This is a genomic window from Actinomadura roseirufa, from assembly GCF_900659635.1.
GTDB lineage: Bacteria > Actinomycetota > Actinomycetes > Streptosporangiales > Streptosporangiaceae > Spirillospora > Spirillospora roseirufa.
Genome location: NZ_CAACVB010000342.1, coordinates 1 through 7141, shown reverse-complemented (window position 1 = coordinate 7141; position 7141 = coordinate 1). Strand labels below are relative to the sequence as shown.

At 75.2% G+C, this 7141-nt stretch carries 6 protein-coding genes; all 6 read right to left on the bottom strand.

Translation table 11 applies throughout. From position 1 onward, the window contains the following. Positions 1-155: 155 nt before the first annotated feature. The 6 genes from E1291_RS37225 to E1291_RS42715 all read right to left on the bottom strand — a co-directional run bounded on the left by E1291_RS37225 (position 156) and on the right by E1291_RS42715 (position 7050). Complete coding sequence (locus E1291_RS37225; RefSeq protein ID WP_165495480.1) at positions 156-2675, bottom strand: AAA family ATPase; 2520 nt, start codon at positions 2673-2675, stop codon at positions 156-158. Between the two features lies 1 nt (position 2676). Beyond that, positions 2677-4050 (bottom strand): coiled-coil domain-containing protein, encoded by a 1374-nt coding sequence (locus tag E1291_RS37220; RefSeq protein ID WP_131742747.1) that lies wholly within the window; start codon positions 4048-4050, stop codon positions 2677-2679. Further along, on the bottom strand, positions 4047-4721 hold the full coding sequence (locus tag E1291_RS37215; protein ID WP_207401142.1) for a 4Fe-4S single cluster domain-containing protein: 675 nt from the start codon (positions 4719-4721) through the stop codon (positions 4047-4049). Before E1291_RS37215 ends, E1291_RS37220 begins: the two co-directional genes overlap by 4 nt. Next, complete coding sequence (locus E1291_RS37210; protein ID WP_131742746.1) at positions 4718-6220, bottom strand: DUF4407 domain-containing protein; 1503 nt, start codon at positions 6218-6220, stop codon at positions 4718-4720. Before E1291_RS37210 ends, E1291_RS37215 begins: the two co-directional genes overlap by 4 nt. Positions 6221-6243: 23 nt before the next feature. Beyond that, positions 6244-6441: a hypothetical protein gene (locus tag E1291_RS37205; protein WP_131742745.1), complete on the bottom strand. Its 198-nt coding sequence runs from the start codon at positions 6439-6441 to the stop codon at positions 6244-6246. A gap of 309 nt (positions 6442-6750) precedes the next feature. Continuing rightward, a complete protein-coding gene (locus tag E1291_RS42715) occupies positions 6751-7050 on the bottom strand; it encodes a hypothetical protein (protein WP_165495479.1) in 300 nt (99 codons plus the stop codon). Positions 7051-7141 lie beyond the last annotated feature (91 nt).

Below are 7141 nucleotides of genomic sequence, written 5' to 3'. Positions count from 1 at the left end.
CCCGCAGGTCGTGGGCGAGCAGCGCCGCGTCGAGCGCGGCGTCGAACCCGGCCCGGTCGCCCGGCCCGGCCGTCCACGGCGTGCGCAGCGTCCACCCGCAGTCCGCGCACCGGTCCGCGCCGGCGGTGGACGCCGCGCAGACGGGGCAGCCCCCGTTACCCGAGCTCATCGGGCACGTCCTCGGCGCGGAGCAGGTCGGGGTCGGCGGCCGGGTCGAGATGGGTGCGCGCGGCGATGCCCGCGTCCATCTCCTCCAGCAGGGTGCGGACGCCGCGCGCGTTCCCGAAGTCGGGCGCGCGGCGCGCCCGGTCCAGCAGCGCGGCGGCCCGCCGCACGGCGCCGTCGTCGAGCGCGTACCCCTCGGCCGCCGCCATTCCCGCCAGGATCTCCAGCAGCTCCTCCAGGGAGTACGGCGGGAACGCGACGCGCGCGCCGAACCGCGACGCGAGCCCGGTATTGGCGTCCAGGAACCGCTCCATCTCGGCCGTGTAGCCCGCGGCGATGACCACGACGCGGCCGCGCCCGTTCTCCATCTCCTGCGTCAGCGTGTCGACGGCCTCCTGCCCGAAGTCGTCCCTGCCGTCCCCGGAGCGCGCGAGGCTGTACGCCTCGTCGATGAACAGCACCCCGTCCATCGCCTCCTCGATCCGCTCCTTGGTCTTCACCGCCGTGTGCCCCTGGTACCGGCCGACGAGGTCCGCGCGGCCGACCTCGACGACGTGCCCGCGCCGCAGCAGCCCGAGCGCGGCCAGGATCCGCCCGACCTCCCGCGCGACCGTCGTCTTGCCCGTGCCTGGCGGCCCGAGGAACAGCAGATGCGGCGCGACGATCCGGTTCCGGCGGCGGCGGCGCGCGTGCTGGATGCGCAGCACCAGCTTGCGGACCTCCGCCTTGACCGACCCGAGGCCGGTCATGGCGTCGAGCGGGCCGAGCAGCACGTCCGCTTCCGGCGGCGCGGCCAGGCCGGGCCCGCCGCCGGGCAGGTCCGTCACGTCGAGCGGGAGGTGCCGCTCGTCCTTCACCCGCCGCGCCCACCGGCCGCTGGTGTCCTCGACCAGCTCCCGCATCGCGCGGGCGTTGCCGAACCCGCGGTCCCGGCGCCGGTGCAGCTCCTCCACCGACGCCTCCAGCGCCGCGTCGAACCCGGGGCCGCGGGCCAGCCCCAGCTCGTCCAGCCGGGCGCGGGCGATGGCGGTCAGCGTCGCCGGGTCGTAGTCGGGGAACTCCAGCACGTTCGCCTCGGGGAAGCGGCTGCGCAGCCCGGGGTTGGCGCGCAGGAAGTCCCGCATCTCGGCGGGGTACCCGGCGACGATGACGACGAGCCGGTCACGGTCGTTCTCCAGCCGGGTCAGCAGCGTGTCGATCGCCTCCTTGCCGAAGCCGTCGCTCTGCTCGCTGAGCATGTACGCCTCGTCGATGAACAGCACCCCGTCCATCGCCGAGTCGACGAGCCGGCCGGTCTTCAGCGGCGTCTCCCCCACGTGCTGGGACACCAGGTCGGCGGCGCTCGCCTCGACCACGTGCCCGCGCCGCAGCAGGCCGAGCTCCAGGAACACCTCGCCGGCCAGCCGCGCCACCGTCGTCTTGCCGGTGCCGGGGTTCCCGGTGAACACCATGTGCCGGGCGGCGGGCTCCCGGCCCCGCGGAGGCAGCCAGCGCAGCCCCTCCAGGTGCTCGCGCACCGCGTCCATGCCCTGGAGCGCGGCCAGCCGTTTCCAGACGTCGCCCTCCGGCAGGTCCGGGCCGGTCAGCCAGCCCTGCTCGCGCAGGCTCGGCACGCCGAACGGCCGGCCCAGCCCGCGCAGGTACTCCAGGCGGCCCTCCCACACCGTCAGCGGGAGCTGCTCGCGGACCATCATCCGGACCGTCCGGCGGAGCCCGGCGAAGTCCTCGACGGCGAGCCCGGCGCCGATCCGCGCCCGGTGCACGAGCATCGCCAGCTCGTCCTCCTCCGGCGCGCGGAGGAACCCGGGCGTGCCGGGACGGCGCCGCTCGGCGGCGACGGCGTCGGCCAGCCCGGGCAGCGTCCGGCAGTCGTCGGTGAACCGCTCGACGTCGGTCAGGGTGCCCTGGTTGAACACCAGCACGCAGGTGTTCCCGCCCCGGGACCGGCCGTCCAGCCAGGAGTTCAGCCACACCGCCAGCTCCCGGTGCGAGGCGAGGAAGCCGTCGATCAGCTCCATCTTCTCCAGGACGACGGCCGTCCGGACGTCGTGCCGCGACATCAGCGACACGATCATGCGCTGCGCCGCGTCGTCGGACATCGCCGCGCCCGGCGCGGGCCCGGCCGCCGCCGCGCCGGTCGGCCCGGACGGGGCGAGCCGCACGGCGCCCATCGGCCCGGCGATCCGGTTCGGCCGCCGCTCCGCCGGGTCCGCACCGCCCCCGCCCCCGGCCCCGCCCCCGCTCACGGCCCCGCTCGCGGCCATGCTCCTCGCGCCCAGCCGCGAGCCCGCGTCCCGGACGGTGAGCATCGTCTCCAGCGAGAAGAACACGACCCGCTCGAACCCGGCGCACGCGAGCGCGTCGTGCAGCGCCTGCGCGAGATCCGCCCGCCGGCAGGCCCCGTCGACGAAGGCGTCCCGGGTGCCCGGCCCGTACAGGATCAGGACCGGCTCGCCCTCCCGGGCGGTCGCGCTCAGGGGCCCGAGTCTCGCGGCGACGACCCCGGTCATCTCACCCCCCGTCCCGGCCCGCCGGCGCGGTCCGCGTCCGTTCCGCGCCGGCCCCGGCGCCGCCGTCCGCCCGCCGCGCGCGGAGGCGCCCGAAGTCGCGGTCCTCAGGCGCGGGCTCCACACCGAGGTCGGTGGGCCGGCCCACCGGAACACCGTCCCGGCGCAGCACGGCGAGCATGTCGTCGGCGCGTTGCACGCGCCTGGTCTCCGACCGGTCGTCGTCGTAGGACAGCAGCCGGATCGCCATCCCCGTGTCACCCTCCGGCGCGATCTCGACGACGATCTCGTTGTCGTCGCCCAGGTGGCGCACCTTGCTGTAGTGCGCCTCCCGGAAGTCCTCGCCCGCGTAGGTCTCCTCCACCAGCGCGTACCCCTGCACCTCCAGCGCGCCGATGACACGGTCGGCGGTGTTGGCCCGCTGCTGGGAGGCGTAGAAGCGGCCCCCCGCCCGCTCCACCAGGCCGTCCAGCCGCTCCTCGAACCCGGGGGCCTGCTCGCGGACGACGGCGCGCAGCTCCGCCACGGTCAGCGGCGAGTCCGGGTCGCCGGCCGTCCGGGTCCGCTCGGCGATCTCCGCGCGCAGGGCGCGCAGCCCGCCGTCGGTCCAGAAGTCGACGTCGACGTGCGCGCCCGCGAGCGGCGTGCCGTCAGCGTCCATCACCGTGACCTCCTCCCGCGCCTGCGCGCGCGCCGCGATGCCTCGCAGCGCGCCGAGCGCCTCGGCCTGCGCCAGCCGCCACTCCTGCTCGGCGAGCTGCACCTCGGTGCGCAGGTCGCTCAGGTCGAGGTAGATGTCCTGGACGCGGCCGAGCGAGTAGGCGCCCTCCTGGACGCGCAGCGTCTCGCCGACGTCGGCGAGACGGTGCGCGAGCCGGTCCAGGCGGCCGGGGGCGAACCGCTCGTGCGGCAGGTCCAGGACGGCGCGGTGCATGATCCGCGCGTCCTCGAAGGTGGCCCGCGCCCGCGCGGACGCCTCGTCCCGGCCCGCCTTGAGGTCGGTGACCCGCTCGTCGAGGCGCTGGATCTCGCGCTCGCGGTCGGCGCGCTCCGCCGTGATCTCCGCCCGCAGCCTGCGCGCCCGCTCCCGGGTCTCCTCGCCCAGCTCCGCCAGGCCCTCGGCCTGCTCGCGCAGCCGCCGGCTGGTGCGCTCCTCCAGGTCCCGGGTGTAGCGGCTGAGGCCGCGCAGCGCGCCGTCCATCCGGTCCTGCCGGCGCGCCACCGCGCCGACGGCCCGGTCGATGTCGGCCTGGTTCTGCCGCCGGACGCCCTCCAGCATGCCCGGCAGGTCCCGCTGCACCTGCCGGAGCCGCCGGGCCGCCTTCCGCGCCTGGTTCCACTCCCGCTCGTCCACGCTGATGCGCTTCGCGCCGCTCATCGCCCGTCCTCTCCGATGGTGTTCCACGCGGCGACCGCCGCGGCGGGCGGCACGCCGACCAGCAGCGCCGAGGCACCGGACAGCCGGATCTCCGCGCGGCGCGGACCGGCCTCCAGGTCGTGCCCGCGGAGCCGCCCGGTGAGGTGGTGGACGCGCTGGTTCGCGCTGCCCCGCAGGCCCCGGCCGTCGTCGCGGGCGGCCACGTACCGGCCGTCGATCAGCACGTCCGTCTCGGCGAGCAGCGCGGCGACGCCGGGACGGCCCGCGAGCCGCTCCAGCCGGTGCCCGGTGAAGCAGATCAGCGTGAGGTCCCGGACGCGGCGCGCGGCGCGGACGGTCGCGGCGAGTCCCGCCGCCTGCTCCATCGGCTCCCCGCCGGAGAACGTCAGCCCGGTCACCGCCGGGTCGCGCAGCAGTTCGGCGGCGAGCTCCGCCGGGGTCATCCGCCGCGCGGGCCGGTCGGGGATCCAGTCCGGCGCGATGCAGCCCCGGCAGCGGAACGGGCAGCCCTGCACCCAGGCCACCGCGCGCAGCCCCGGCCCGAGGGCGCGGGTCGCGGGGCAGACCTCCGCCACGTTGAGGTCCCGCACGTCCGGCCCACCGGGGCGCGGCCCATCGGGGTGCGGCCCATCGGGGTGCGGCCCATCGAAGTGCGGCAGGGCGCCCGTCACGACGACCTCCAGCTCAGCAGCGCCTTCAGGCTCCGGCGCCGCGGCGGGAGCTCCGGGTACGCCGCGGGCAGCGGATGGGCGTGCCGCTCGGACTCCGGCCGCCCGTCCGCCGGGAGGCCGCCGGGCGGGAGGGGACGCCCGGCCGCCTGGCCCGCTCCGAGGTCCAGGCGGTTCTGGATGTCGTCCAGCTCCCGCCGCCGCCACTCGTCGAGCATCTTCTCGGCGATCTCCCGCTCGACGCCCGCGATCCGCTCCGCGACCTCCCGCAGCCCCCGCTCCCGCTCGTCGCGCAGGACGTTGCTGTAGGACAGCTCGGCGGCGTTGCGCTGCATCGCCATGGCACGGCGGTTGCGGGCGGCCTGCCGGCCCAGCTCGACGCCCTCCCGCTCGAACTCGGCGAGGACCCGCTCGTAGACGCCGGGCCTGCCGAGCATCGCCATCACCTTGACGAACACCGGCAGGCACTCCAGCGCGGTGATGAGCAGGAAGAGCATCGCGCGCGCCCACCACAGGGTGGCGTCGCCGTCCGCGGCCTTGTCCAGGGCCCGGATCCGGATCAGCAGGCCGGTGTTCTTGGCGTTGGTCTTCTCGGACTGGCTCTGCTCGTCCTTCTGCAGGTCGCGCAGCCGCCCGAGTTGCTGCTGCACCGGCTTCAGGTCCCGGTTGGCCTCGTCGAGCGTCCGGGCGCGGCTGGTCTGCGCGTCCTTGCGCATCTCCGTCTCGCGCTGGGCGATCTGGCCGTTGATCTTGCTGATCTCCCCCTCGGCCCGGCGCTGCTTGGCGAGGTAGTTCTGGTACCGGGGACCGGGACCCGACTTGTGGCTGGTCCCCGTGCACTTGTCACCGGTCAGCTCACAGGTCGCCTTGTCGGCCCACTGGTCGCGCTCGGTCTTGAGCGGCTCCAGCCGGGCCCGCATCGCGACGATCTGCCCGTCGGCCTCGACGTTGACGATCGCGCCGCCGCTGCGGACGGTCTCCAGCAGCGCCGCCTCCCGTTTCTCCAGCGCCTGGATCTTCTTGCCGACCTCCCCGCTCTGGATCGTCAGCTGGGTCCGGTCGCTCTGCTCGATCCGGAGCCTGGTGATCTCGTCCTCGACCTCCGGACGGAAGATCTGCAGGGTCAGCGGCGTGGAGATCACGGCACCGAACAGCAGGGCCAGCACGATCCGCGGCGCCGCCGACCGGAGCACGCCGAGCAGCCGGGGGCTGCGCTGCAGCGAGACCATCAGCCAGCGATCGAGGTTGAGGATCGCCAGGAACCAGACGGCGGCGATGAGCAGCGCCACCACGGGGTGGGCCCGCATCGCCATGCGCATCGCGAAGAACATCGACAGCGCCGCGAGGGTCGCCGTGGTCAGCACCGCGCCGCCCATCCCCTGGTACTTCGCGCGGTCGGTGGCCGCGTGCTCGAGGACGTCGGGATCGGCCCCCGAGAGCCAGATCAGCAGCGACCGGCGTCGTCCCCGCTCGGCGTCGTCGTGGAGCGGCTGCTCTGACATGCACCGCGTCCTTTCGTTCGGTCCTAGCGGCCACCGCGCTTCGGCTCGTGCCGGGGCGGCCGGTCGTCCAGCAGGGCGGGGGGCCGGAACCGGCGGATCGCGAACCGCGCCCGCCGGAGGCGCGGGGCGCGGGCGCGCCGGATCAGCCGGTGGACCCGTCCGCCCCGGGCGCCGAGCGCGTCGAGCCCGGCGGCGAGGGAGCCGATATCCGGTGGCGGCACCGCCGGAAAGATCGGATATCTCATGCGGGTGACCCGCGGCCCGATGAACCGCCGCGGGTCCTCGGGATCGAACGCCCCGTCGTCCCCGTCCCGCACGAGCGCCCCCGATCACGCCTTTCCGTGTCGCCCCGTCGGACGACATCCTAACGGCGCACAGTAGCTTTCTTCACCCTTTTTTGACGTTAATCATGGAAGTCATTCAATCGCAACCATCAGCTTTCCAGTGAAATTCATAATCGACTGGAAGAAGGACACGGAGATCATTCCAGTGAATGGCGCCGAGGCGCTGGAGAGCGCTCGGCGGGAAGGTCACGGCGCGCCCGCCAGCCCGCGTCCGGTGGCGGCGACGGACAGGACCGCCCGGCGGGGGACGCGCGCGTCCCGCCATGGCGCGTGCGCGAGTTCCCCGCAGGGCACCAGCACCACCCGCCGGACACCGGCGTCCCCCGCGAGGCTCGCGTGGCCGTCCCCTGCGCCGAGGACGGCGAACACCGGCTCCAGCACCACGGCCCAGGCCCGGTCGAGGAGGCCGGGCTCGTCCGCCCGGCCCGCCGCGCAGGTCACCAGCCCCGGCAGGACGAGCGGACGCGGCGCGCCGGCCGCCGGCACGACGTACTCCGCCCCGTTCAACCGGCTCGGCGAACTGCGGCTCGGGGATCGGATCCTCATCGACACCCGCGACGAGCAGTACGTCTACAAG

Excerpts from the sequence above, each read along its gene's own strand:
- E1291_RS37225 (WP_165495480.1), bottom strand. The coding sequence starts at position 2,675 with ATGACCGGGGTCGTCGCCGCGAGACTCGGGCCCCTGAGCGCGACCGCC.
- E1291_RS37220 (WP_131742747.1), bottom strand. The coding sequence starts at position 4,050 with ATGAGCGGCGCGAAGCGCATCAGCGTGGACGAGCGGGAGTGGAACCAG.
- E1291_RS37210 (WP_131742746.1), bottom strand. The coding sequence starts at position 6,220 with ATGTCAGAGCAGCCGCTCCACGACGACGCCGAGCGGGGACGACGCCGG.